The sequence below is a fragment of the Streptomyces sp. NPDC093018 genome, from assembly GCF_040684035.1.
In the GTDB taxonomy this organism is placed as follows: Bacteria; Actinomycetota; Actinomycetes; order Streptomycetales; family Streptomycetaceae; genus Streptomyces; species Streptomyces murinus.
This window is the reverse complement of the sequence record NZ_JBFBFF010000002.1, coordinates 710,952-735,704: the sequence shown is the minus strand read 5'-3', so window position 1 is coordinate 735,704 and position 24,753 is coordinate 710,952. Positions and strand designations below refer to the sequence as shown.

Sequence of the window (24,753 nt, the reverse complement as noted above, 5' to 3'; positions counted from 1 at the left end):
TTCCCACGACTTCCCCCGACCTGAACCGGCAGGCGGCGGACGGCTCCGGGCCGCGTGGCCTCGGTGAGCGGCTGCGGCACGGTCTCGGACTGCTCGGCCCCCGGCACGGCCGGCACTCGCTCTCCGCCCAGCTGCTGGACGCGCTCGCGCTGCCCATCGGAGACGACGGCGTGGTGGCCGGGGTGGACGCCGAGGGCCAGCCCGCCGTCCTGGGCATCAACCGGCCGACGCCCTACGACGTCGTCCTGATCGGCGGCCTGTGGACCGCGCAGGTACTGGCGCTGCGCTCGGCCGCCACCGGCGCGCGCGTGGCCGTGGAGACCGGTCGGCCGCAGGCCTGGATGCAGATGGTGCACGCCATGGGCGGCGGGCAGAACGGACTGTCCGTGTACGACGTCGGGCGCGTGCCCCCGCAGGGTGCCTCGGCCGGGACGCCGGTCGTGGTGGTGCGGGACTGCGGTATGCGGCCCCCGCGCGGCCGGGTGGTGTCCGGGCCCTGGCAGTCGGTGCTGACCCTGCTGCCGTATCTCAGCCCGGTCGCGCCCCGGCTGCTGCGCCAGGCCCGGCTCGCCGGTATCCAGCGGGTCTCGCCGGACGAGGCCGCCGAGCTCGGCCGCACCATGGGGCTCACCCGCACCGAGGTGGAGTCACTGCCGGCGCTGCCGGACGGTGTCACCCTGTGGTGTACCGACCGGGATCGGCAATATGTGCTGACCCAACCGACCGACGCCGAGACCGGATTGCTGGGCACACCTCGACGCATGGACTGAATTGCCCTTGCCTGTTGGTTTTATTCGCTTTCTCTCCCTTTCCCGTTCGTCATCTCTCTTCCGGTTGCTCCCGGTTTCGTGCGACAACTCGGGTGGCAGGCCGGGGGTTTCGGCATGCCTTCCGACCCGGTGTGCGCGAGCCGACAGGCGGGCGGGCCTGCCGAGGGGCGGCTCGTGGTGATTAGGCTGGGAGCGGGCGTGCCGGCAGGACCCGTGGCTCGGACTGCCCCTGACCACTACGGACGACTCGAACGACACGACATGGTCGCCCCGCCACGGCATGAGGGTGCTCGACCACACCAGGAGGAACTGTGAGCAGCGATCGGGACGGGATGCGCGGGGGCTGGGGCACACCCGGCGATGACCAGCCCGACGCGGAGGCCGTCGAGACCACCGGCGAGTTCACCATCGACTACGCTCCCCCGGCCTGGTACACGCAGAACGCGGGTGCCTCCGGCGGCTCCGGCGCTTCGATCGGGGGCGCGGGGGGCGTGAGCAGCGCGCAGGGCGGGACCGACGGGGCGGGAGCCCCGGGTGTCTCGGATGCCACCGGGTCCTCGGGTGCGGCCGGGCTTCCGCCGTTCTCGTCGCCGGGGGGTACGGGGGCGCCGGGGCCGGGGCCAGGGCCGGCTGCCGGGATGATGCCGCCGCCGGTCGGGGCTCAGCCTGTCGGCGCCCCGCCGGTCGGTACGCCGCCGGTCGGTACGCCGCCGGTCGGTACGCCGCCGCAGGGGACGCCGTTCGCTCCGCCGATGCCGCCGCCCGTGCCGCCTCAGGCGCCCGCGCAGCCCTCGCAGTCGTTCGGTGATTCCGTTCCGATGCCCAGGCTTCCCGACGGGTTCGAGCTCCAGCAGCCGCAGCAGCAGCCGGGCCAGCCCGTCCAACCCGTCCAGCCGGAGGCCGTGCCCGTCGCGCCGTCGGCCGTCGAGCCGGAGACCTCCAACGGGGATCTGGAGAGCGGGGCGACCATGCGGTTCTCCGCCGTCGCCCTGAAGCGTGAGATGGCCGAGATCGCCGAGCAGGCGGCCGCCATGCAGAAGGCCGCCGCCGAGTCCGAGGCGGCGGACCAGGGCAAGGAGAGCGAGCCGGAGGCGGAGGCCGGGGGCTCGGAGGAAGGTGCCTCCGCCGTCGAGCCCGAGTCCGAGCCCGAGTCCGAATCCGGTGCGCATGGGGAGCAGGGGGCCGGGAGCGGAGACGGGGACGCGGGTGCGGACGCCGACAGCGCGGTGACCGGCGACGGCGTCTCGGACTCCGTGGCCGCCACGGACGCCGACTCCGCGCCGGAGAGCTCCACTCAGGAAGGGGCCGTAGCGGAGGCGGCTCCCGAGGACGCCCAGGACGCCGCCCCGCAGACCACCGTTCCGCAGGACGCGGCTCCGCAGGCCCCCGTTCCGCAAGGCGCGGCCCCGCAGGACGCCGTCCCTCAGCCCGCTCCCCCGGCGCCGCAGGACTTCCCGGCCGCCTGGACGCCGCCGCCCGCGCCGCAGCACGGTGTGCCCCCGCTGCCGCCGTCGTACCAGCCCGCGGCCCCGGCCCCGGCGACCCAGTGGCCCGCGCAGCAGCCCCTGCCGCCGCAGACGGAACCGCAGCAGCCCATGCCCCAGCAGGCCGGGCCTCAGCAGTCCGCGCCGCAGCAGCCTGGTCCGGCGCAGCCCGGTCCGGTGCAGGGGCAGCAGCAGCCGTTCCAGCCGCAGGCGCCGCAGCCCGCGCCCGCGGTGTGGAACCAGCCGAACCACCCCGGCATGCCCACGCCCCCCGCCCAGCCGGGCCCCCAGGGCGCCCCGCAGCCGAACCAGGCCGGCGGCTACGGCTTCCCGCCGCCCCCGGCACCCCAGCCCCAGCCCAACCCCCCGGTCCCGGCCCCCAACGCCCCCACCCCCGCCCCTGACGGGGGTTACGGCTTCCCCCAGCAGGGCCAGGGTCCGGCCAATCCTCCGGCTCAGCAGGGCGCCTACGGCTTCCCCCAGCCCAACAACCCCCCGCAGCAGGGCGGTTACGGCTTCCCGCAGCAAGGCCAGCAGCCGCAGGCACAGCCCGACGCCCCCCAGCCCCCCGCCGACCCCCGCGCCGGGGCCGCCTGGCCACAGCCGATCCAGCACGATGAGCGGCAGCCCACCAACCCCGGTGCCGCGCCGCTGGGTTACACCGCGGCCGTGGAGCTGTCCTCGGACCGGCTGCTGAACAACCGTCGGCAGAAGGCGAAGAGCGGGCGGCCCGCGGCGGCCGGGTCCCGGTTCAAGCTGGGCGGCAAGAAGGAAGAGGCGGAGCGGCAGCGGAAGTTGGAGCTGATCCGTACGCCGGTGCTGTCCTGCTACCGGATCGCGGTCATCAGCCTCAAGGGCGGCGTGGGCAAGACCACCACGACCACCGCGCTGGGCTCCACCCTCGCCACCGAGCGGCAGGACAAGATCCTCGCCATCGACGCCAACCCGGACGCCGGCACCCTCGGCCGACGGGTCCGCCGGGAGACCGGGGCCACCATCCGCGACCTGGTCCAGGCGATCCCGTATCTGAACTCCTACATGGACATCCGCCGGTTCACCTCGCAGGCGCCCTCCGGCCTGGAGATCATCGCCAATGACGTGGACCCGGCCGTCTCGACCACGTTCAACGACGAGGACTACCGGCGCGCGATCGATGTGCTCGGCCGCCAGTACCCGATCATCCTCACCGACTCCGGCACCGGTCTGCTGTACAGCGCCATGCGCGGGGTGCTCGACCTCGCCGACCAGCTGATCATCATCTCCACGCCGTCGGTGGACGGTGCCTCCAGCGCCAGTACGACGCTGGACTGGCTGGCCGCGCACGGGTACTCCGACCTGGTCTCCCGCTCGCTGACCGTGATCTCCGGGGTCCGCGAGACCGGCAAGATGATCAAGGTCGAGGACATCGTGTCGCACTTCGAGACCCGCACTCGCGGGGTCGTGGTCGTGCCCTTCGACGAGCATCTGTCCGCCGGTGCCGAGGTGGACCTCGACATGATGCGGCCGCGCACCCGGGAGGCGTACTTCAACCTCGCCGCGATGATCGCCGAGGACTTCGTGCGCCACCAGCAGGCGCACGGGCTGTGGACCAGCGACGGCAACCCGCCGCCGGTGGCCGCCCCGCCGATGCCGGGCCCGCAACAGGTGCCACAGCAGGTGCCGGGCCAGGGCCAGCCCTATCCGCAGGCCCCGGGCCAGCAGTACCCGCAGGGGCCGGGCCAGCCGTACCCGCAAGGTCCGGGCCAGCAGTACCCCGGGCAGCCCGCACCCGGCCAGCCCTACCCGCCCCAGGCCCCGCAGCCCCAGCCCTACCCCCCGCAGCAGCAACCGCAGCCGGGCCAGCAGCCCTACCCCTCGCAGCCGGGCCAGCCGTACCCCGGCCAGCCCTACCCGCAGGGGCAGCCCCCGCAGCAGCAGTAGCGACACGGCAGCCGTAGCGGCATGACGAAAGGGCGGCCGGTGCTCCACGCACCGGCCGCCCTTTCATTGTCGTAAGGCGGAAAGCCCGACGCCGGGACTACTCCTCCGCCGCCACGATCTCCTTGCACCGCTTCACGTCCGCCGCCATCTGCTCCAGCAGCGCTTCCAGCGAGTCGAACTTCGCCTGGCCGCGGACGTAGGCGAGGAAGTCGACGGCGACATGCAGGCCGTACAGGTCGAGGCCGACGCGGTCGATGGCGTACGCCTCCACCGTGCGCTCGGTGCCGTCGAACTGCGGGTTCGTGCCCACCGAGATCGCGGCCGGCATGATCTCGCCCTGCGCGTGCAGATAACCGGCGTACACACCGTCCGCGGGGACGGCGGTGTGCGGCAGCGTCTCGACGTTCGCCGTGGGGAAGCCCATCTCGCGGCCGCGCTGGGCGCCGCGCACCACCACGCCCTCCACCCGGTGCGGGCGGCCCAGGATCTCGCGGGCGCCCTCGACATCGCCCTCGGCGACCAGGCGCCGGGTCAGGGTCGAGGAGAACGGCAGCCCGCCACCCGCCGCGCCGGACACGTACAGGTCGATGACCTCGACCTCGAAGTCGTAGACCTTGCCCTGCTCGGCGAGGAACTCGACGTTGCCGGCCGCCTTGTGGCCGAAGCGGAAGTTCGGGCCCTCCACGACCGACTTGGCGTGCAGCTTGTCCACCAGGACCTTCACCACGAAGTCGGCGGGCGACAGCTTGGAGAACTCGCTGGTGAAGGGGAGGATCAGCACCGCGTCGACGCCCAGCTCGGCCATCAGCTCGCAGCGGCGGTGGTGCGGGGCGAGCAGCGGCGGGTGGCTGCCGGGGCGCACGACCTCGCTGGGGTGCGGGTCGAAGGTGACGACGACGGCCGGGACGCCCAGCTCGCGGGCGCGGTCGACGGCGTGCTTGATGATCAGCTGGTGGCCTCGGTGGACACCGTCGTAGGAACCGATGGTGACGACGCTGCGCCCCCAGTCCTCGGGGATGTCCTCCAAGCCACGCCAGCGCTGCACTGTGACCGCTCCTCGAACCCGTGTCCGTGTCTACCTTGACGATTGTGCAGGTCTAAGGGTGCCATGCCGGGTGCCCGGTGCCCGCATCGGTACGGGCGCTGTGACCGGGCGCACGTTCGCCGCGGCAGCTCAGGGGCGGTGTCAGGCCGGTACCCGCGCGCCCCCGAGATTCTCCAGGGTGCGGCGGGTGCTGGGGCCCACCACGGCGGCCCACTCGTCCGGGGTGCAGGCGAGCCAGCGGGTCATCCGGGTGGCGAACCCGGGGACGTGCCGGCCGAGGTCGACCAGGGCGCGGTCGAAGCGGGTGGCGCCCTCGGGGGTGCGGCCCAGGAGCAGCCCGGTGCGGTGCACGAGGGCGCGGACGTCGTCCGCCGGACCGGTCTCCGAGGCCGCCGCGTGCAGGACGGCGACCAGCACGGACGGCTCCTGTTCGCGGGCGAGCAGGAAGTCCAGGAGTTCGGCGCGCGGCGTACCGGAGGCGCGGCTTTCGACGGTACGACCACCGGGTGTACGGCGGTCGGAGGCGGCGAGCACGGTGGCCAGCGCGGCCCGCAGTGGCTCGGGTCCGTCCCGGAGCAGGCCGGTGACCAGGGGGAACAGGACCGGACGGGCGGCGGGGCCGTGGTCCAGGCGGCGGTCGACGGCGGTGGCGATGCGTCCCGCGGTCTCCGGGTGCGGGCGCGCCGCCTCCCGCAGCAGGGTCGCGGCGGCGCGGGCGAGGGCCGGGGTGGTGGCGTCGGCGAGGAGGCGGCGCAGGCAGTCGGCCGCCGCCCGGTGCGGGCCGCGCAGCCGGGTCCGGAAGGCGTCGAGGACCGGGTCCGGGTGGCTGGCCAGGGCGGGCAGCAGAGCGGTCGCGGGGACGAGCGGATCGCCCTCGGCGAAGTGGCGCAGCGCCTCGGCCAGGTGCCGCTCGCGGGTGCCCGGGGCCCCGGCCAGCAGGGCGTGGGCACCACCGTGCAGGGCGTGTTCGGCGGGGCGCGCGAGCACGGCGTCCGCGGCGCGGCACAGCAGCTCGCGATCGGCGGCCGTCCGCAGATGCGGGGCGGCACGCAGCGCGAGCGTCATGGCGGCCGGATGCCGGGCCGTGCACCGCTCGTCGTGCGCCCAGCGGTGCACGGCCCGGCACAGCGCCGACGGCTCCTCCTCGGCGAGCACGGTGAGCAGTTCCTCCGCGTGCCGGTGGCCGCTCGCGGCGAGCGCCTCCGTGAGCGCGTCCAGTGCGCCCTGGCGATGGGTGTGCAGCAGGGCCTGCGCGGCGGTCGCCACGGTGGCGTGCGGGGCCGCGGGCAACGGCCGTTCGTCCTCGAACCACCGTGTCAGACAAGGCTGTACGGCATCGGGTGCGGCGGCCAGCAGCCGGGCCACGGCATCGAGGTACCGCTCCCCGGGCGCGCCCGCGGCCGGATCGGCGAGGACGAGCCGGCGCAGCAGGTCCAGTCGCTCGGCGGCGGGTACCGGCAGGCCGGTCCAGAAGGCGGGCCCGAACTCCCCCGGCACCGGCCGCAGTTCGCGCCGCCAGGCCACGACGCGCTCGGCGAGCAGCCGCAGCACCTCGGTGTACGGCGTCGCGTCCGGCACCTGCCCCAGGGTCCCGGCGAGCAGCCGTGCGGCCCACCAGGAGCCGGTGTCCAGATCCAGGGCGTCCACCAACTCACGCAACTGAAAGGCGAGTTGACGGGATCCCTGGCGGCGGCCGAGGTGCAGCAGGGCCTGTACGACGGGTCCGACGCGATGGCGCGGCACCGCCACCGCCACTGGTACCGGCACCGGCACGGGCACCCCGCCCTCCTCCGCCCTGGGGTCCCGGGCGCGGTGCACCAGGGTGTGCACGGCCTCGTCCAGGTCGAGATGCAGGCCCTGGAGCCAGTCGGCCAGTTCCTCATGGGCGAAGCGGTAGCCGCGCCCGGCCGGCACGAGCAGGCCCTCGGCGAGCACGGCGGAGGCCCAGCCGGTGCCGCCGCCGAGCCGCTCGGGGGCCGGCCCCCACGGGAACACCGCCTCGAAGGACGCCCGGTCCAGCTCCCCCTGCCCCGGCCCGAGGCTGCGCCGGGCGGCCTCGTGCACCTGCCCGGCGACCCGCGCGGCGAGCCGTCGTACGGCCGCGCCGCGCAGCCCCCGCTCGGCGGCGAGCCGTACCGCGATGCGCAGGCACATCAGGTCGAGGTGGGCCGTGAACACCTGGTGGCGGTCGACCGGACCGTCGAACCGCGCCGTCCGCAGTACGGCCCACACCTCGGACAGCAGCCGCAGGGTGAGCGGATGCCGGGCCTCCCGCGCGGCGAGCAGCCCCTCGGGAATCCCGTACCGCGCCCGCGCCTTCCCGGCCTCCTCGATGCCGAGGTCGCCAAGTGCCGTTGCCTGTACGAGCGTTGGGGTGAACCCGGCCTGCTCCCAGTACTCCTCCCGGCAGGCCACCACCAGGCGGGCGCCGGTCTCCCGGAGCCAGGCGACGGTGCCCTCGGTCCACTCGGGGAGCCGGTGGGCCAGGGCCGGGGGCATCTCCTCGGGGCCGTCGAGGAGGAGCAGAAGGGGGCGGCCCGCGCGGGCGGCGAGATGCTCGGGAGAGAGATCGCCGAGGTCGGAGGGGTCGACATGACGGGCGGCGGCGACGATGCGGGCGGCCCGTTCCAGGGCGCGCCGCGCCGCGTCGGCCACCGAGCCGTCGCCCTCCTCCAGATCGGCGCCGCGCAGCCACAGCGTGGGCTCCGCGCACCGGGCGCGGCGGGCGGCGAGCGCCGCGAGTTCCGTCGTACGACCGCTGCCCGGGGCGCCGACCAGGCCGAGCACGCATCGGTCTCCGTCCGCGAACTCAGCCAACTCCACTGCCGCAGAGGGGCGTTCGACCGGCTGCACAAGCGCCCTCGGCGGCCCGTCCTGGCCCACCGAGGTGGCGGTCAGCTCCAGGACGCCCGCGAGGTTGAGGTCGGCGCCGTACGCGGGCACGGTGGCCGCGTTGCGGGCCAGCAGCTCGGCGAGGGGGCCGGCGGCGGCGCGGGGCGGCACCGCGAAGCCTGCGTCGCGGTGCGGGGCGTGCAGCACGGTGCCGAGGACGCCGAGGACAGCGCCCGTACGCGCGTCCACCACCGGTCCCCCGGCCGCCCCGCCCCCGGGGCGCAGCGCGTCCCGGCCCGTCGTCCCGATGGCCAGCTCCAGCGCGTCGCCGATCAGATGGCGGCCGTACGACACCTCGGCGGCGGCCAGCACCCGCGCCTCGCGCCAGCAGCCGGCGGCGACCCGGACGTAGGTACCGGCCGCAACGCTCCCGCGGCAGCTCAGCGGCAGCGGGGGCGCGTCCAGGCCCTCGGCGCGCACCAGGGCCAGATTCCGGGCGGGCAGCGCGGTCACGTCCTCGGCGGCGACCACCCGGGTGCGGTCTCCGGCGCGCAGCACCAGCCGGTCGAGACCGTCGACGGCTTCGTGGCTGGTGAGGAGGGTGCCCTGATGGTCGGCGAGGAATCCGATGCCGCGGGGGCGGCCGGCGGGGTCCTGGATGTGGACCAGGGGGTCGGCGGTGCCGGGGTCCGCGAGGGGGCCGGGGTCCGTGCGGCGGATGCCGAGGGCGGCGTCCGTGCGCGGGCGGGGGGTCGTGAGCACCCGCGCGCCGCGCGCCCCCTCCGTGCGAGCGGGTGTCGATCCCGCCGCGTCCGCCATGTCACCCGTGCCGTGCGCCGTGGCCCCGCGGGCGCTGCCGGTTCGCGGGTCTCCTGCCGTCATCGTCTTGCCTTCCCGCCCTTGCCCGTGCCTGTGGCGACGGTAGGCGGGTGATGATCGGCGGGGCGGCGTGGTCGTGGAACGCGCCCCCTTCCGCTCCCCCGGTTCACTCCGAGCGCCTGCCCGGACGGGTGAATAGACGGGGGCGGCTGGACAGTCCTAGGGGTGGGGGAAGTGGGGGGACCGTGGAGCGGCGGCAGGGGCACACCCGGTGCCGGCCGCCGCTCCACGGCGAAAGCCCTCGCTCAAGCCGCTCAGGCCTTCACCCAGGCCCGCAGGCACTCAGGCCCTCAGGCCCTCAGGCCGTCGCTCAGGCGAAGACGGCCAGGCTCTTGGCCTTGCCCTTGTGCAGCTCGACGAGCGCCAGGAAACGGCCCTCGGGGTCGAACACGGCGACGGGACCGGCGTCCGCGTACTCGTCGGGCATCTCCAGGCGGACCCCGTTCAGCAGCAGCCTGGCGCGCTTGGCGTCCACCCCCCAGCGCGGGAAGGCGGCCTCGGCGGCCTCGGCGATCGGCATCACGGTCAGCTCCTCCTGGAGCTGGTCCAGCGTCTTCGCCGAGTCGAGCTTGTACGGCCCGACGCGCGTACGGCGCAGCGCGGTGAGGTGTCCGCCGACGCCGAGGTCGGCGCCCAGGTCGCGGGCGAGCGCGCGGATGTAGGTGCCGGAGGAGCAGACGACGGAGACGACCAGGTCCAGGACCGGGGTGCCGTCCTCGGCGACGGCGTCGCGGACGTCGTACACCGTGAAGGAGGAGACGGTCACCGGGCGTGCCGGGATCTCGAACTCCTCGCCCTCGCGGGCCCGCTTGTACGACCGTACGCCGTCGATCTTGATGGCGCTGACCTTGGACGGGACCTGCATGATGGCGCCGGACAGCTTGGCGATACCGGCGTCGATGGCCTCCCGGGTCACCTTGGAGGCGTCGGTGGACGAGGTGATCTCGCCCTCGGCGTCGTCGGTGAGGGTGTTCTGGCCCAGCCGTACGGTGCCCAGGTACTCCTTCTCGGTCAGCGCGAGGTGACCGAGGAGCTTGGTGGCGCGCTCGACACCGAGGACCAGCACGCCGGTCGCCATCGGGTCGAGGGTGCCGGCGTGGCCGACGCGGCGGGTCCGGGCGATTCCGCGCATCTTGGCGACCACGTCGTGCGAAGTGAAGCCCGACGGCTTGTCGACGATGACAAGGCCGTCGGGCGTGGTGTGCTTCTGCGTCATTCCGCGGCGTCGCCGTCCGTCTCGTCGTCCGCCGGCTTGCGGTACGGGTCCGCGCCGCCGGCGTAGGTGGCGCCCGAGGAGGTCTCGCGCACCTTGGCGTCGGACTGCCGGGCCTTGTCGAGGAGGTCCTCGATGGTCCGGGCGGTGTCCGGCAGGGCGTCCGCGACAAAGGTGAGGGTCGGGGTGAACTTCACCCCGGCCGCGCGGCCGACCTCGGAGCGCAGGATGCCCTTGGCGCTCTCCAGGCCCGCCGCAGCGGCCGTCCGCTCTTCTTCGTCCCCGTACACCGTGTAGAAGACGGTCGCCTCCCGCAGGTCACCCGTCACGCGGGTGTCCGTGATGGTGACGTGCGAGCCGAGCCGCGGGTCCTTGATCCCGCGCTGCAGCTTCTGGGCAACCACCTCTCGGATGAGGTCCGCCAGCCTTTTCGCCCGCGCGTTGTCGGCCACTGGTCCAGCTCCCGTTCTTTCCTTGTTCCTGAGTCTTTGTTCTGCGGTCTGTGCTCTGTGGATCTGTGGTGCTGTCTCAGTCGTCGTCGCCGTGGAAGCGGCGGCGTACGGACAGCAGCTCCACCTCCGGGCGGGCGGCGACCAGCCGTTCGCACCGGTCCAGTACGTCCGTGAGGTGCGCCGCGTCGCCGGAGACCACGGCCAGGCCGATGATCGTCCGCCGGTGGAGGTTCATGTGATCCACCTCGGCCGCGCTCACCGCGTACTTCCGCTGGAGTTCGGCGACGATCGGGCGGACGACGGAGCGCTTCTCCTTCAGCGAGTGGACGTCGCCGAGGAGGAGGTCGAAGGACAGAGTCCCCACGTACATGTGTGTTGCCGGTTCACCCGCCGGTACGGGATCGATGGCCCCTGCGCCGGGTGGCCGGGGACATCAAGAAACGGTACCGCGTGCGGGGCGGTGGCTCGACAGGGTTTCACCGCGGGGGGGGCTTCGGCGGCGGCCCTCGCCCACCCACCCGACTCGGTCGGCCGAAAGCCGGACGCCACGGGGCTGCGCCCCGGACCCCGGCCTCCCACCACCCACCCGACTCGGTCGGCTGCAAGGCCCAACCCACGGGACTCCGCCCCGGCCCCCACCCCCGCCCAGCCACCACCCGACTCGGTCGGCTGTGAGGCCGGAGAACGAAACGGATGGCCGGGGACCGAAGGCGCTCGGGCGCCGAGGACCGAAGACCCACCGGCCAACGGCCAACGGCCTCCAGGCTGCCGACCCGGCTGATGCCTCTCGGCTGCCGACCCGGCCAACCTCGAAGCCCTGCCGATTCGGCGGCACGGACACCGACGCCCCTGCCAGGGCGCGGAGACCCCACCGAGTCGCCTTGGGACGACGTGGTGCCCCCTCGGTCGGCCGAGAGCCACAGGCCCTCCAGCCGCCTCAAGGCCGAAGCCTCACGGAGTCCGCCGAGACCCGAACGCCCACCGATGACCGGCCATGGCCCAGAGGCCCCGCCCGATCGACTGAGCACTGCAGGCCCGCTGGCCAATCGAGACCTAAGGCCCCACGGCGTCGCCCGAAGACCGCCTAAGGCCCCCGCAGCGTCGACCGAAGACCCAAAGGCCCACGGCACCAACCAAGGCCCAAGGCCCCACAGGCCCCACAACCTCAGCCGAGGGCCAGAGACCCGCGGCGTCGGCCGAGACCCAAGGCCCCACAACGTCGACCGAGAGCCAGAGACCCACAGCCTCAGCCGAGGGCCAGAGTCCCGCCGCGTCGGCCGAGGGCCGAAGGCCCGTTGATCAGTCGATGTGCCGAGGCCCGTCGGGATGGCTCACGACCGGACCCTGCCGGGTCGGTCGAAGGCCGGAGGCCGGAGGCTTGCCGGAAGTCGGAGACCGGTCCGGTCAGCCGGGGCCCGAAGGCCCAGCCGGCCACCCGACCGGCGGCCGCTGGGCCGGAGGCCAGAGGCACCTCCCAGCCGCCGCCACTCACCCACTCCGGTCAGACAGGGCGAGCCGGACACCCCGGGGCACTGCCCCGAGCCGTCCGGCCACTGTCCAGCCGACCGAGTCGGGTGGGTGGGCAAAAAACCGCCGCCCCAGGAACGGCACCGCCGGCCGACAGGAACCCCCGTCGGCCAGCGGCAACCGTCCGCCGGTTACGCCCGCGGCTTCTCGCGCATCTCGTACGTCGCGATGACGTCGTCGATCTTGATGTCGTTGAAGTTTCCGAGGTTGATACCGCCCTCGAAGCCTTCGCGGATCTCGGTGACGTCGTCCTTGAAGCGACGCAGGCCCTCGATGGTGAGGTTCTCCGCGATGACCTTGCCGTCGCGCAGGAGGCGGGCCTTCGTGTTTCGGCGGACCTCGCCGGACCTGACGAGCACACCGGCGAGGTTGCCCAGCTTGGACGAGCGGAAGACCTCGCGGATCTCCGCCGTACCGAGCTCGACCTCTTCGTACTCCGGCTTGAGCATGCCCTTGAGGGCCGCCTCGATCTCCTCGATCGCCTGGTAGATGACCGAGTAGTACCGGACGTCGACGCCCTCGCGCTCCGCCATCTGCGCGGCACGACCGGCCGCACGGACGTTGAAGCCGATGACGATGGCGTCCGAGCCCATGGCCAGGTCGATGTCGGACTCCGTGACCGCACCGACACCGCGGTGCAGGACGCGGATGTCGACCTCTTCGCCGACGTCCAGCTGGAGCAGCGAGGACTCGAGAGCCTCGACCGAACCGGAAGCGTCACCCTTGATGATCAGGTTCAGCTGCTGGACCTCGCCGGCCTTGAGCACCTTGTCCAGGTCCTCCAGGGAGACACGGCGCGTGCGCTTCGCGAAGGCCGCGTTGCGCTCACGGGCCGCACGCTTCTCCGCGATCTGGCGGGCCGTACGGTCCTCCTCGACCACGATGAAGTTGTCACCGGCACCCGGGACATTGGTCAGACCCAGGACCTGGACCGGCGTCGACGGGCCGGCCTCGGCGACGGTGTTGCCGCTGTCGTCCAGCATCGCGCGGACTCGGCCGTACGCGTCGCCGACCACCATGGTGTCGCCGACCCGCAGCGTGCCTCGCTGCACCAGGACCGTCGCGACCGCACCGCGACCGCGGTCCAGGCGGGACTCGATCGCAATACCCTGCGCGTCCTGGTGGGGGTTGGCACGGAGGTCCAGCGCCGCGTCCGCGGTGAGGACGACCGCCTCCAGGAGGCTGTCGATGTGCAGACCCTGCTTGGCGGAGATGTCGACGAACATGGTGTCGCCGCCGTACTCCTCGGCCACCAGGCCGTACTCGGTCAGCTGACCGCGCACCTTGGTCGGGTCGGCGCCCTCGACGTCGATCTTGTTGACCGCGACCACGATCGGCACCTCGGCCGCCTTGGCGTGGTTCAGCGCCTCGACCGTCTGCGGCATGACGCCGTCGTTGGCCGCGACGACCAGGATCGCGATGTCCGTCGACCGGGCACCACGGGCACGCATGGCGGTGAACGCCTCGTGACCCGGGGTGTCGATGAAGGTGATCGCGCGGTCCTCGCCGTTGACGTGGGTCGCGACCTGGTAGGCACCGATGTGCTGGGTGATGCCGCCGGCCTCGCCCGCGATGACGTTCGTCTTGCGGATGGCGTCGAGGAGTCGGGTCTTACCGTGGTCGACGTGACCCATGACGGTCACGACCGGCGGACGGACGACCAGGTCTTCCTCGGTGCCCTCGTTCTCGCCGAACTCCAGGTCGAAGGACTCGAGCAGCTCGCGGTCCTCCTCCTCGGGGCTGACGATCTGAACCGTGTAGTTCATCTCGCCGGCGAGCAGGTGCAGCGTCTCGTCGGAGACGGACTGCGTCGCGGTGACCATCTCGCCGAGGTTCATCATGACCGCGACGAGGGACGCCGGGTTGGCGTTGATCTTCTCCGCGAAGTCGGTGAGCGACGCGCCACGGGAGAGACGGATGGTCTCGCCGCCGCCGCGCGGCAGCATCACGCCGCCGACGCTCGGGGCCTGCATGGCCTCGTACTCCTGGCGACGCTGCCGCTTCGACTTGCGACCACGACGCGCGGGACCACCGGGACGGCCGAAGGCGCCCTGCGTGCCACCACGGCCACCGGGACCGCCGGGACGACCACCGAAGCCGGGACGACCGCCGCCACCGGGGCCGCCGCCGAAGCCGCCGCCACCGCCACCGGGACGACCGGCGAAACCGCCGCCGCCACCCGGACGGGCACCGCCGCCACCGCCACCGGGACGGCCGGCGAAGCCGCCGCCACCGGGACGACCGCCGCCGCCACCGCCGGGACGACCGGCGCCGGCCGGACCACGGCCGCCGGGGCCGGGACGCGGGCCGGCAGCGGGACGCTGCGGCATCATGCCGGGGTTCGGACGCGGGCCGCCGGGACGCGGGGCGCCGCCCTGCGGACGGGGCATCGCACCCGGAGTCGGACGCGCGCCACCGGGAGCCTGCGGACGCGGACCGCCGCCCTGGGCGCCGGGCGCCTGCGGACGGGGACCGGCGCCGGGGGCGCCGCCGGGACGCGGGCCACCCTGCGGACGGGGCGCCTGCGGGCGCGCCATGCCGGTGGAGCCGCCGGAAGTGAAGGGGTTGTTACCCGGGCGCGGGCCGGAGGGACGGGCACCCGGACGCGGGGCCTGACCACCGGAGCGCGGCGCACCCTGGCCCGGACGGGCCTGACCCTGACCCTGGCCGGGGGCCGGACGGCCACCGGGCTTGGGGGCGCCGGGACGGGTGCCACCGGGACGCGGACCCTGCGCGGCCGGAGCCTGCGGGGTCTGGGCGGCCGGAGCGGCCGGCGGAGCGGTGAACTCCGGGGCGGCCGGGGCCGGACGCGGCGCGGGCTTGGGGCCCGGACGCGGACCCGGGGCCGGCGCGGACGCCGCGGGGGCCTGCGGAGCCGCGGGAGCCGCCGGGGCGGCGGGCTGCTGCGCGGCCGGCGTCGCGGGCTTGGGCGCCGGCGGCTTCGGGGCAGCCGGACGTGCCGCCTGCACCGGAGAGGGTGCGGCGGGCTTGGGGGAAGCCTTGCGCGGGGCGGGCTTGGCGGACTTGCCGCTGCCACCACCCTGGAAGGCGTCGGTCAGCTTACGTACAACCGGCGCTTCGATGGTCGAAGACGCCGAACGGACGAATTCACCGAGTTCCTGGAGCTTGGCCATGACGACCTTGCTCTCGACACCGAACTCCTTGGCGAGTTCGTAGACCCGGACCTTAGCCACTTCGCTCCTTTGAGGTCCGGGTGAAGCCGGACCGTCGCTAGTTCATGGGCGTACTCATCGCGTACTCATCGAGTGCTCATCGCAATCTCGACCTGCTTTCGACTCGCGAGGTACCAAGCCGCACGGGGTTCCGTACGGCATGTCTTACGGCGTTGCCTGCTCGGCAACTGTTGCCTGCTCGACGTATCGGCGCAACGCCTTTGTGTCGAGCGCTCCCGGGGCGCGCAGTGCCCGCGGCAACACCCGGCGGCGTACCGCCTGGTCGAGACAGACCAGGGCGGGGTGCAGATACGCACCCCGGCCGGGCAGCGTACCGCGCGGATCGGGGACACATTCGTCCTCGCTCCGCACGATCCGCAGGAGATCGTTCTTGGCCGCCCGCTCCCGGCACCCCACACAGGTGCGTTCAGGGCATGCTCCGGCGTGCGTCCGGCCAGACACGGCTAAGTCTACCTCCCCGCACCGACCTCACCCCTTCGGGGGAAAGATCGAACGGCTGTTGTCGTAATCCAAGCCACTCGCGGCCTGGATCCATTCCCTGGCGGTGTCTACTCCGCAGGCTGCTCGGTGTCGGGCCGGATGTCGATGCGCCAGCCGGTGAGGCGGGCGGCGAGGCGGGCGTTCTGCCCCTCCTTGCCGATCGCCAGCGACAGCTGATAGTCCGGCACGGTCACCCGGGCGGAGCGGGAGGCGAGGTCCACGACCTCCACCTTGCTCACCCGAGCGGGTGACAGGGCGTTCGCCACCATCTCCGCCGGGTCGTCCGACCAGTCGACGATGTCGATCTTCTCGCCGTTCAGCTCGCCCATCACATTGCGCACCCGGCCGCCCATCGGGCCGATGCAGGCACCCTTGGCGTTCAGACCCGAGCGGGTGGAGCGGACGGCGATCTTGGTGCGGTGGCCGGCCTCGCGGGCGATGGCCGCGATCTCCACCGAACCGTCGGCGATCTCCGGCACCTCCAGGGCGAAGAGCTTCTTCACCAGGTTCGGGTGGGTGCGCGAGAGCGTCACGGACGGGCCGCGCACGCCCTTGGCGACCCGGACCACGTAGGACCGCAGGCGCTGGCCGTGCGGGTAGGTCTCGCCGGGCACCTGCTCCTGCACCGGCAGGATGGCCTCCAGCTTGCCGATGTCCACCAGCACGTTCTTCGGGTCACGGCCCTGCTGGACCACGCCGGTGACGATGTCGCCCTCACGCCCCGCGTACTCGCCGAGCGTCGCGTCGTCCTCGGCGTCGCGCAGACGCTGGAGGATCACCTGCTTGGCGGTGGTGGCGGCGATGCGCCCGAAGCCCGAGGGGGTGTCGTCGAACTCCCGCGGCTCCTGCCCCTCCTCCAGGTCCTCGGGGTCCTCCTTCGCCCACACGGTCACATGCCCGGTCTGCCGGTTGAGCTCCACGCGCGCGTGTCGGCGGCTTCCCTCGGTGCGGTGGTAGGCGATGAGGAGGGCCGACTCGATCGCTTCGACCAGCAGGTCGAAGGAGATCTCCTTCTCCCTGACCAAGCCCCGCAGGGCGCTCATGTCGATATCCACGGCTACGCCTCCTCTTCCTTCTTGTCCTTGGTGTCCTTGCGGTTGAACTCGACCTGCACACGGGCCTTCGCGATCTCCGGGAAGGCGATCCGGCGCGTGGTGGCCTTGCGGCCCTTGACGCCGGGCACCTCGACGTCGAGGCCCTCCTCGTCCACGGCCAGGATCCGCGCGACCAGTTCGCCGTCCTCGGTGAGCTGGAACTTCACGAGCCGGTCCGTGGCGCGCACGTAGTGCCGGTGCTCGGTGAGGGGGCGTTCGGCGCCGGGGGTCCCGACCTCCAGGTCGTACGCGGCGTCACCCATCGCCTCGGTCTCGTCCAGCTTCGCCGAGAGCGCACGGCTCACATCGGCGATCGCGTCCAGGTCCGCCCCGGAGTCGGAGTCGACGACCACGCGCAGCACCCGCTTGCGTCCGACGGAGTCGACAGCGATCTCTTCGAGATCCAGCCCCTGGGAGGTGACGAGCGGTTCGAGCAGCTCTCGCAGCCTCTCGCTCTGGGTGGTGCTCATCCGGGTGACTCCTCGGCCGCGTGTGCTGTTGTGTGATGGGTCGCGTGTCTGGTCAAAGGGTATCCGGTCGCGGGGTGTGTTGCCGTCCACCTGTGGACAACCCCGCGTGGGACGGGTGAGCCGGGGCGGTGCCGGTGACCGGTATCGGACAGGTGCGCGGGTACGGTGATCACGGGCGCCTCGCCGCGCACCGCTCTTCTTCTTGTCGTTTCTTCTTGCTGTTTCTTCTTGCCGTTTCTTTTGTCGTTCTTGTCGTACGAGTTCCCCGAGGACGTCTGCCGTGCCGTATCCCTCGCCACCGCGCACCCCCTCGGGGCCGCGCGTCCGCAGAAGAACCCTGCTCGCCTCGGCCGCCGGCGCCGCCCTGCTGGCGGGCTGCACATCCGGCGCCGACTCCGGCGGCGACGATCCCTCGGCCACCGAACGGGCCCGCGCGCAGGCCGCCGCGGACAGCGCGACGCTGCTGGGACGCTACGACGCCGTGCTCAAGGCGTTCCCCGACCTCGCGGAGCGGCTGCGTCCGCTGCGCACCGAGGTCGCGGCCCATGCCGCCGCGTTCCGGGAGGGTACGACCCCCACGGCGACCCCCTCGACCTCCCCCTCTCCCTCCGCCTCGCCGACGCCGGTACCGGTACCGGCGACCGCGAAGGACGCCCTCGCCTCGCTGGCCGCCGCCGAGCGGGCGCTCGCCGACCGGCGGGCCAAGGCGCTGCTGGACGTGCCGGGCGAGTCGGCGCGGCTGCTGGCCGCCACGGCGGCGGCCGGTGCCGCGCACGCGTATCTGCTGACGACGGGGGCCGCGAAGTGAGCGACGACGGCGAGAAGACCGAACTGGCCGCGTTTCAAGCCGCGTTGGCGGCAGAGCACGCGGCGGTGTACGGGTACGGCGTGGTCGGCGGCCGCGTCGACGACCGGCGCCGGAGCGAGGCGAAGGCGGCGTACGACGCCCACCGGGCCCGGCGGGACGCGCTGGCCCGTGAGGTGCGGGACCTGGGCGGCCGGCCGGTGGCGGCGAGCGCGGCCTACGCCCTGCCGTTCGCGGTCCACGACCCGGCCGACGCGGTACGGCTCGCCGCGCGCCTGGAGCAGCGGGTGGCCGGGGTCTACGCCGACCTGGTGCGCTCGACGTCCGGTGCGCGGCGCACCTCGGCCGCGGGGTCGCTGCGCGAGGCCGCGGTGCGGGCGGTGGCCTGGAGCGGACAGAGCGTAGCCTTCCCGGGGCTCGCCGAACGGGCGGGCGAGGGCACGGGGACCGGCACGGACACCGGGACCGGCACGGACACGGGATCCGGGACGGGGGCCGCGGGCGCGGCGCCGTCGGGGTCCGCGGCGACGGCCCGCTGAGCGTCGTACGAGCTACGAGCGTTGTGAGGGCTGCGTACGACGGCCACCGGACGGACGAGGACACGGACGAGGATCACGAGGAAGGGAACGGCTCGCGCATGGCTTTCGAACCGCCGCGGCGCCTGGTGCGGGCGCTCGGGGAGACGGCACCGGCCGGGGACGACTGGCTGGCCCGGCTGCCCGAGTTGGCCGAACGGGCCGTGGCGCGGCGGGAGTTGACCGTCGAGCGGGTGCAGGTGCCCGGGGGTCGCAGCAGCCTGGTGGTGCTGGTGCGGCAGGCGGACGGCACCCCTGCGGTGCTGAAGCTGGCTCCACCGAGGGCCCGGCCGGAAAGCGAGCGGGCGGCGCTGGCCCACTGGGGCGGGCGGGGTGCCGTACACCTGCTGGCGTCGGACGCGGGCGACAGCGCGGAGGGGGCGCTGCTGCTGGAGCGGCTGCACCCGGATGTCTCGGTGCGCTCGCTGCCGGAGGCGAAGGCGCTGCTGGAGGCGGCGGGCACGCTGCGGCGGCTGTGGGTGGAGCCGCCCGCGGACCATGTCTTCGAGACCGTCGCCGAGCGCACCGGGCGGCAGGCGGTGGCGATGCGGGCGGGCGCGGAGCACGATCCCGAGGTGGCGGCGCTGGTGGACGCGGCGCTGGCGGCACGGGAGGACCTGCTGGTGGCGCCGCCGGAGGAGCGGTTGCTGCACGGCACGTTCCGGCAGAGCAAGGTGCTGTCCGGCGAGCGGCTGCCGTGGCTCGCGGTGGGTCCCGATCCGGTGGTCGGGGAGAACGCGTTCGATCTGGCGCGGCTGGTGCGGGACCGGGTGGAGGATCTGATCGCCTCGCCCGCGGGCGCGTCCATCACCCGGCGGCGGATCAAGCGGCTCGCGGAGTCGCTGGAGGTGGACCAGGAGCGGCTGCGGGGGTGGACGCTGTTCCGGGCGGTGGAGTCGGGGGTCCGTGCGGTGCGGGTCGGCAGGCCGCGGGACGGGGAGCTGCTGCTGGAGTTCGCCGGGTGGCTCTAGTCGGCCCGGTGAAGGATGGTTTCCTCCCGAGGTGAACGCGACGACGCCCCCGGGAGGACCCGAGGGCGTCGGTCGTACGTCGGCCGGTGCTTACGCGGTCAGGCGCGCGATCGCGTCCTCCACGGACACTTCCTCGCGCTCGCCGGTCTTGCGGTCCTTCAGTTCCAGGACGCCCTCGGCCGAGCGGCGGCCGGCGACCAGGATCTGGGGGACGCCGATCAGTTCGGCGTCGGTGAACTTGACGCCCGGGGAGACACCGGCGCGGTCGTCGACGAGGACGCGGACGCCCGCGGCGGCCAGCTTGCCCGCGACGTCCAGGGCCAGCTCGGTCTGGAGGGCCTTGCCCGCGGCGACCACGTGCACATCGGCGGGGGCGATCTCCTTGGGCCAGCACAGGCCCTGCTCGTCGGCGGTCTGCTCAGCGAGCGCGGCGACGGCGCGGGAGACTCCGATGCCGTAGGAGCCCATGGTGACGCGGACGGGCTTGCCGTTCTGGCCGAGGACGTCGAGCTTGAGGGCGTCGGCGTACTTGCGGCCCAGCTGGAAGATGTGGCCGATCTCGATGGCGCGGTCCAGCTTCAGGCCGGTGCCGCACTTGGGGCAGGGGTCGCCCTCCTGGACCACGACGACGTCCACGTACTCGTCGACCTCGAAGTCACGCCCGGCGACGACGTTCTTGGCGTGGGTGTCCGCTTTGTTGGCGCCGGTGATCCAGGCGGTGCCGGGGGCGACGCGGGGGTCGGCGATGTAGGTGACCTTCTCGCCGAGGCCCTGCGGGCCGACGTAGCCGCGCACCAGGTCGGGGCGGTCCGCGAAGTCCGCCTCGGTGACCATCTCGACGGTGGCGGGCGCGAAGTGCTCCTCGACCTTGCCGAGGTCCACCTCGCGGTCGCCGGGCACACCCACGGCGACGATCTCGCCGTCCACCTTGACCAGCAGGTTCTTCAGCGTGTCGGAGGCCTGGACGCCGAGCGAGGCGGCCAGCGTCTCGATGGTCGGGGTGGCGGGCGTGGGGATCTCCTCCAGCGCGGGCACGGCGGAGCCGTCGACGGGCTGGAGCGCGTAGTTGATCGCCTCGGTGTTGGCGGCGAAGTCGCAGTTCGGGCAGTCCGCGAAGGTGTCCTCACCGGCCTCGGCGGGGGCCAGGAACTCCTCCGACTTGGAGCCGCCCATGGCGCCGGCGGTGGCCGCGACGATGCGGTAGTCCAGGCCGAGGCGCGCGAAGATCCGCTGGTAGGCCTCGCGGTGCCGGGCGTACGCCTCGGCGAGGCCCTCGTCGGCGGTGTCGAAGGAGTACGAGTCCTTCATCAGGAACTCGCGGCCGCGCAGGATGCCGGCGCGGGGGCGGGCCTCGTCACGGAACTTGCTCTGGATCTGGTAGAGGATCACCGGCAGGTCCTTGTAGGACGTGCACTGGTCCTTGACCAGCAGGGTGAAGATCTCCTCGTGCGTGGGGCCGAGGAGGTAGTCGCCGCCCTTGCGGTCCTTGAGCCGGAACAGCTCCTGGCCGTACTCGTCCCAGCGGCCGGTGGCGTCGTAGGGCTCGCGGGGCAGCAGGGCGGGAAGCAGCACTTCCTGGGCGCCGATGGCGTCCATCTCCTCGCGTACGACGCGCTCCACGTTGGCGAGGACCTTCTTGCCCAGGGGCAGCCAGGACCAGATGCCGGCGGCGGTGCGGCGGACGTAGCCGGCGCGGACGAGGAGCTTGTGGCTGAGGACCTCGGCGTCCGCCGGGTCGTCGCGCAGCGTCTTCGCCATCAACTGGGACATGCGCTGGACCTGTGCGTTGGCCATGGTTCTCGTACTCCTGCCAGATATGCGGTGATGGCATAGGAGGTTAGCCGGGCTTGCCGGGCGGGTGGAAATCGGTTAACGCCCTATCGCCTGCGCAGCGGCAGCGGGGCTCCCATCACGGCGTACGGGCGCGGTGCGCTCGGGAAGTGGACGCGGCGGGCGAGGTCGGTGTAGCCCAGGGAGTGGTAGAGGCCGCGGGCGGGGCTGTCGGTGTCGATCGCGGAGAGGATCGAGCGGGGTTCGGCGGCCGAGTCGGTGATCCTGGTGATCAGCCGGCGTCCGATGCCCCGGTTCTGGTGGTCCGGGTGGACATGCAGCTCGGTGATCACGAAGGAGTCGTCCAGCCACTCGGCGTTTCCGGCCGCGCGCAGATACGGCTCGACGACCGTCGACCACCAGTGGGTGCGGGAGTTGGGCATGCCGTAGACGAAGCCGACGAGGAGCCCCCCGGCGGTCGCGCCGAGGGCCCGTGCGCCCGGGAACTGCATATGGCGCTGGACGATCTGGCGCCGTACGGAGACTTCGTCCGGGCCGAGTCCGAACGCCACCGCTTGGACCGCCAGGGCCTCGTCCACGCGGGCCGACAGGTCCAGGGGGCCGATCGCTAGATCCATGCCGGGAGCGTATCCGGGTTCAGAACAGCACACTCATGAAGGCGCCGATCTCCTGGAAGCCCACCCTGCGGTAGGTGCGGCGGGCCGCGGTGTTGAAGTCGTTGACGTACAAGCTGACCATGGGGGCCACGTCGGCCAGGGCGTAGCGCAGGACGGCCGCCATGGCCGGGGCGGCGAGGCCCTTGCCGCGGTGTTCGGGGGCCACCCACACGCCCTGGATCTGGCAGGCCTGGGAGGTCGCCGCGCCGATCTCGGCCTTGAAGACGACCTTGCCGTCCTTGTCCAGGCGGGCGAAGGACCGCCCGGAGCCGACGAGTTCGGCGACCCGGGCCTGGTAGAGCAGACCGCCGTCGCCCGCCAGCGGCGACACCCCGACCTCCTCGGTGAACATCGCCACGCACGCCGGCATGATCGTCTCCATCTCGTCCTTGCGGACGCGGCGGACGTAGGGGTCCGGGGCGATGTCGTCGGGCATCCGGTCGGTGACCATCAGGGGCTGCTGGGACCTGACCTCCCGGGCGGGGCCCCAGTGGGGTTCCAGCAGCCGCCACAGCCCGGAGGTGGCGTCGGCGGGACCGACGATGGAGGAGCAGCGCCGCCCGGCCCGCCGGGCCCGGTCGGCGAAGCCGCGTACGGCCCGCTCGGTGGCGCAGATCGGGACCAGGTTGGCGCCCGCGTAGCACAGGGACGTGAGCATGCCGTCCTCGTACCAGCCCCACATCTCACCGCCGAGGCGCCAGGGGTCGAGCCCGGCGATCTGGACGCGAGCGGTCACGAAGGCGTTCACGACCGGCTCGCGGTCGAGAACGGCGAGCGCGGCGTCGAGGTCGCTCGGATCGAGCACCCGTGAGGTGGTCTGGGTCAACAAGTGCGGGGGCCTCACCCTGGGGTTTGTGCTGGTCTTGGCACTATAGCCGCGCGTTCCCGGCGACGCGTCGAACAGTCCGGGATCCCGCTGGCTCCCCGATCGACGGAGCCGCGCTCACCGCTCTCCTGGAGCAGGAAGCAGTAGCAGCCCGCAGGAAACTCCGGCCCGGCGAAGCTGCTTGCCGACGGGGTTTCGCACTGAGGTCTCAGTCCTGCCAGGACCCGACCCGTGCAGTTTCGTGCTACGTGACAGCCGCAATTGTGTCAGCAGCGTACAGGAAAGGGCGGCCTTGAGGCGTCCCGGACCAGTCGGTGCAGCAGACCTCGGGCCCGAGTCCTTGCTTCAACCTCCGACACCTTGCCACCTTTTCATCACCCGCAGGCTCAAAGGCTTTTCAGGCCACGCATCAATCCTGATCCGCTCGATCGTCTCAGGAGACTCATCCGATTCAAGGTCAGCCAGTACGGCGTTCTTCAGGTTCGACTTCTGAATTCGCAGGCGAACCCACCCTGGCCAGACCTTCATCCGGAAGGCGTCCGGGGAATAATCAGTGCATCCCATGATGACCATTTCTCCCGATGCAATCTCCAGACTCACCTCCACGACATGGTCAAAGAGGTTCACATCTAGCACAGGCGGCGTCGCCGTCCAGCCAACGTTGACTTCAACATCAACGTTGACCTCAGTGCGAACCGTAAGGCTGTCACCAGTGATGGCAACGCGATCAGCCAGCGATTCCGGTGTCCAGACCTTCACCAGACCGGCCGCAGACTGCCCATCGAGGATGCATACCTGAAAATAGTCGGCAAACAGCCGTAGTTGCATACCAGAAAGTACTCTCTGCGTGACTCAGATCAAGGCGATCTTCACTTGCGAACCGTCCGGAAGGTCTTTGGTCTGCGTATAGACGTGAGCCCTCATACGCGCCACATCCAGATCTCGCTTCTCCTTCAACGCTTCCGCCTTAAATTCCCCACCAAGGAAGAACGGAACGGCGGGAGTCAAACGAAATCCGCACCTCAAGGGACCATTCAAGGATTGCCAAAGATGCGCTACCGAATACCCTGTGAGTTCATCGAACTCTTCGAGAATACAGTCAGCCCACTCTCCCGAAGAGGCGGCAACAGGATCCAGTTCCGCCGTCTCGGGATCAAACATGTAGAACCTCTCGTCATCAACCGCAAACTGAAATCCGAAAACATCCTCTGCGAAGAATGTCAGACCATTCGCCGATTCTCCATACGCATAAAAGCCATTTTTGACATCGAGCAACGGATGCAGACGAGAGGGAACCTTGTCATAGTCAACCATGCGCGGCGCCAACGCCGACGAGGCGATCTCGATAAGTTCTTCTACTGCCATTACGGAATCCTAGAGTCGATGATTTCGATCTTTACTCGTGCCCCATCGGGATATGGACGCAACGTGTTGCCTATACGTGCACCTGCTCCGCCACTGTCACTACCATCGATCGCTCTGACACTCGCCCCTGCACCGCCTTCTTCGAACATGGCCGGCGGGCATTCATCAAGCTGCTTTCCAGGAACCTTTGGAATTCCCTTCAGGGAAGCTTTTCTGTTTGCTCGCGCACCACCACGGTTGATGGTCAGATCGTCACGTCAGCGTTGCCGTCAAATACATCAGAAAGCCCCGCCGACGCTCTGGCCGGTGGGGCTCTCTGGCAATTTGGCGAACTAGCTCCTACTTTCTCAACACACCATCCGAAGGGCGCGCTACGTCTTTCGCGTAAGCGATCGCTTCGGCCA

At 72.2% G+C, this 24,753-nt stretch carries 20 protein-coding genes; 5 read left to right on the top strand and 15 right to left on the bottom strand.

Going from position 1 to position 24,753, the window contains the following annotated elements; genetic code table 11:
* The first annotated feature begins 20 nt into the window (after positions 1 to 20).
* Together AB0N90_RS07100 and AB0N90_RS07095 are read left to right on the top strand one after the other, a co-directional pair.
* On the top strand, positions 21 to 770 hold the full coding sequence (locus AB0N90_RS07100) for a hypothetical protein (RefSeq protein ID WP_361677490.1): 750 nt from the start codon (positions 21 to 23) through the stop codon (positions 768 to 770).
* Positions 771 to 1,081: 311 nt separating this feature from the next.
* On the top strand, positions 1,082 to 4,174 hold the full coding sequence (locus AB0N90_RS07095; RefSeq protein ID WP_365193532.1) for an SCO5717 family growth-regulating ATPase: 3,093 nt from the start codon (positions 1,082 to 1,084) through the stop codon (positions 4,172 to 4,174).
* Positions 4,175 to 4,271: 97 nt separating this feature from the next.
* Here the strand turns inward: AB0N90_RS07095 and AB0N90_RS07090 are convergent, their stop codons facing one another.
* From AB0N90_RS07090 to rimP, 9 genes are all read right to left on the bottom strand, one after another.
* Positions 4,272 to 5,219 carry a bifunctional riboflavin kinase/FAD synthetase gene (locus AB0N90_RS07090; RefSeq protein ID WP_365193529.1) on the bottom strand — a complete coding sequence of 316 codons (948 nt, stop codon included), beginning with the start codon at positions 5,217 to 5,219 and terminating at the stop codon, positions 4,272 to 4,274.
* 141 nt (positions 5,220 to 5,360) lie between these two features.
* Positions 5,361 to 8,933, bottom strand: a complete 3,573-nt coding sequence (locus AB0N90_RS07085) for a trypsin-like peptidase domain-containing protein (protein WP_365193526.1) — start codon at positions 8,931 to 8,933, stop codon at positions 5,361 to 5,363.
* Positions 8,934 to 9,240: 307 nt separating this feature from the next.
* A complete protein-coding gene (truB, locus tag AB0N90_RS07080; RefSeq protein WP_093679790.1) occupies positions 9,241 to 10,146 on the bottom strand; it encodes a tRNA pseudouridine(55) synthase TruB in 906 nt (301 codons plus the stop codon).
* A complete protein-coding gene (gene rbfA, locus AB0N90_RS07075; protein WP_037654448.1) occupies positions 10,143 to 10,595 on the bottom strand; it encodes a 30S ribosome-binding factor RbfA in 453 nt (150 codons plus the stop codon). The genes truB and rbfA overlap by 4 nt, the downstream gene beginning before the upstream one ends.
* A gap of 76 nt (positions 10,596 to 10,671) precedes the next feature.
* Positions 10,672 to 10,965: a DUF503 domain-containing protein gene (locus AB0N90_RS07070; protein WP_365193523.1), complete on the bottom strand. Its 294-nt coding sequence runs from the start codon at positions 10,963 to 10,965 to the stop codon at positions 10,672 to 10,674.
* A gap of 1,288 nt (positions 10,966 to 12,253) precedes the next feature.
* Complete coding sequence (gene infB, locus AB0N90_RS07065) at positions 12,254 to 15,316, bottom strand: translation initiation factor IF-2 (RefSeq protein WP_365193521.1); 3,063 nt, start codon at positions 15,314 to 15,316, stop codon at positions 12,254 to 12,256.
* 144 nt (positions 15,317 to 15,460) lie between these two features.
* Positions 15,461 to 15,757: a YlxR family protein gene (locus AB0N90_RS07060; protein ID WP_078967300.1), complete on the bottom strand. Its 297-nt coding sequence runs from the start codon at positions 15,755 to 15,757 to the stop codon at positions 15,461 to 15,463.
* Between the two features lie 107 nt (positions 15,758 to 15,864).
* Positions 15,865 to 16,851, bottom strand: a complete 987-nt coding sequence (nusA, locus tag AB0N90_RS07055; RefSeq protein WP_037654457.1) for a transcription termination factor NusA — start codon at positions 16,849 to 16,851, stop codon at positions 15,865 to 15,867.
* A gap of 2 nt (positions 16,852 to 16,853) precedes the next feature.
* Positions 16,854 to 17,360 (bottom strand): ribosome maturation factor RimP, encoded by a 507-nt coding sequence (rimP, locus tag AB0N90_RS07050; RefSeq protein WP_361676887.1) that lies wholly within the window; start codon positions 17,358 to 17,360, stop codon positions 16,854 to 16,856.
* A 280-nt stretch (positions 17,361 to 17,640) separates the two neighbouring features.
* Here rimP and AB0N90_RS07045 point away from each other — a divergent pair, with 280 nt between their 5' ends.
* From AB0N90_RS07045 to AB0N90_RS07035, 3 genes are all read left to right on the top strand, one after another.
* A complete protein-coding gene (locus AB0N90_RS07045; protein WP_365193517.1) occupies positions 17,641 to 18,168 on the top strand; it encodes a hypothetical protein in 528 nt (175 codons plus the stop codon).
* Positions 18,165 to 18,704 (top strand): ferritin-like domain-containing protein, encoded by a 540-nt coding sequence (locus AB0N90_RS07040; protein WP_365193514.1) that lies wholly within the window; start codon positions 18,165 to 18,167, stop codon positions 18,702 to 18,704. Before AB0N90_RS07045 ends, AB0N90_RS07040 begins: the two co-directional genes overlap by 4 nt.
* 98 nt (positions 18,705 to 18,802) lie before the next feature.
* Positions 18,803 to 19,711: an aminoglycoside phosphotransferase family protein gene (locus tag AB0N90_RS07035; protein WP_365193513.1), complete on the top strand. Its 909-nt coding sequence runs from the start codon at positions 18,803 to 18,805 to the stop codon at positions 19,709 to 19,711.
* Positions 19,712 to 19,801: 90 nt separating this feature from the next.
* On the opposite strand, the gene AB0N90_RS07030 is transcribed toward AB0N90_RS07035, so the two are convergent.
* The 6 genes from AB0N90_RS07030 to AB0N90_RS07005 form a co-directional block, all read right to left on the bottom strand.
* On the bottom strand, positions 19,802 to 21,505 hold the full coding sequence (locus AB0N90_RS07030) for a proline--tRNA ligase (protein ID WP_085566823.1): 1,704 nt from the start codon (positions 21,503 to 21,505) through the stop codon (positions 19,802 to 19,804).
* A gap of 83 nt (positions 21,506 to 21,588) precedes the next feature.
* Positions 21,589 to 22,119, bottom strand: a complete 531-nt coding sequence (locus AB0N90_RS07025; RefSeq protein ID WP_365193509.1) for a GNAT family N-acetyltransferase — start codon at positions 22,117 to 22,119, stop codon at positions 21,589 to 21,591.
* 19 nt (positions 22,120 to 22,138) lie between these two features.
* The gene (locus AB0N90_RS07020) at positions 22,139 to 22,987 is read right to left on the bottom strand and encodes a GNAT family N-acetyltransferase (protein ID WP_365193507.1); all 849 of its coding nucleotides are present in this window, start codon (positions 22,985 to 22,987) and stop codon (positions 22,139 to 22,141) included.
* A 342-nt stretch (positions 22,988 to 23,329) separates the two neighbouring features.
* Positions 23,330 to 23,812, bottom strand: coding sequence for a hypothetical protein (locus tag AB0N90_RS07015; RefSeq protein WP_365193505.1), 483 nt, complete (start codon positions 23,810 to 23,812; stop codon positions 23,330 to 23,332).
* Positions 23,813 to 23,836: 24 nt separating this feature from the next.
* Positions 23,837 to 24,349 carry a hypothetical protein gene (locus tag AB0N90_RS07010; RefSeq protein WP_365193502.1) on the bottom strand — a complete coding sequence of 171 codons (513 nt, stop codon included), beginning with the start codon at positions 24,347 to 24,349 and terminating at the stop codon, positions 23,837 to 23,839.
* Entirely contained in the window at positions 24,349 to 24,543 is a 195-nt protein-coding gene (locus AB0N90_RS07005; protein ID WP_365193624.1) for a NucA/NucB deoxyribonuclease domain-containing protein, read from the bottom strand. The genes AB0N90_RS07010 and AB0N90_RS07005 overlap by 1 nt, the downstream gene beginning before the upstream one ends.
* Positions 24,544 to 24,753 lie beyond the last annotated feature (210 nt).